This window comes from Enterococcus italicus DSM 15952 (genome assembly GCF_000185365.1).
GTDB classification, from domain to species: domain Bacteria; phylum Bacillota; class Bacilli; order Lactobacillales; family Enterococcaceae; genus Enterococcus_G; species Enterococcus_G italicus.
This window is the reverse complement of record NZ_GL622278.1, coordinates 1-764: the sequence shown is the minus strand read 5'-3', so window position 1 is coordinate 764 and position 764 is coordinate 1. Positions and strand designations below refer to the sequence as shown.

General features: G+C 28.1%; 1 protein-coding gene. It reads right to left on the bottom strand.

All coding sequences use genetic code 11. The annotated features are described in order from the left end of the window. Window positions 1-8 precede the first annotated feature (8 nt). A partial coding sequence (locus HMPREF9088_RS11240; protein ID WP_040367824.1) for a MucBP domain-containing protein occupies window positions 9-764 on the bottom strand: 756 nt, incomplete at its 5' end.

Genomic DNA, 764 nt, shown 5'->3' with positions numbered 1-764 from the left:
ATTTAGCCTTATTTTTTAAATCTTTTAAATGTTATAAATGATAATAAGCTTATGATTGCTGTTGTTGCTAATGCTATTAAGATATTGTTGTTTGTATGATTTGTTTGATAAAGTTTATCTTTCTTATCTTCTTTTTTAGTTTCTTCTTTAATAGATTCTTTTTCTGTATCTGTTGGTTCTGTTGGTTCTGTTGGTTCTACTGGATTTTCAGGCTCTTGTGGCTCTGTTGGAACTTCAGGTTCAGTAGGTGTTGTTGGCTCTGTTGGTTCTATTGGAACTTCAGGTTCTTTTACTTTTTCATAAGTAAAAGTGATTACTGTATCTTCCTTAGTTACTTTATCTGTAACTTTACTATCACTAGTAAGTACATAACCCTCAATAGTTTCAGCATTTACACTAAAATCTTTACCTACAACATCTAAAAACTCTTTAGGTTCTACCAAATCTTTACCATTTTCATCTACATATTTAGTGATAATTTTTCCTTTTTCTTCCACTGGATTATCATCTTTTTTATAGATAAAGTTTACTATTGTTTCTTCTTGATTGATAACTCCTGTAACAAATTCTTCACCAATAAAATTATAACCTTTAATTGTTTTAGCTGTTACACCATAACTTTCACCAAAGGTATACATATAATTAGCTGACTCTAATAATTGGTTGCCATCTTCATCTAAGTAATTAACAGTTAGTTGACCTCTATTATTTTCAATAATTTCATCATCTTTATTAATTTTAATAAGTGTGCTTAGATATTTATT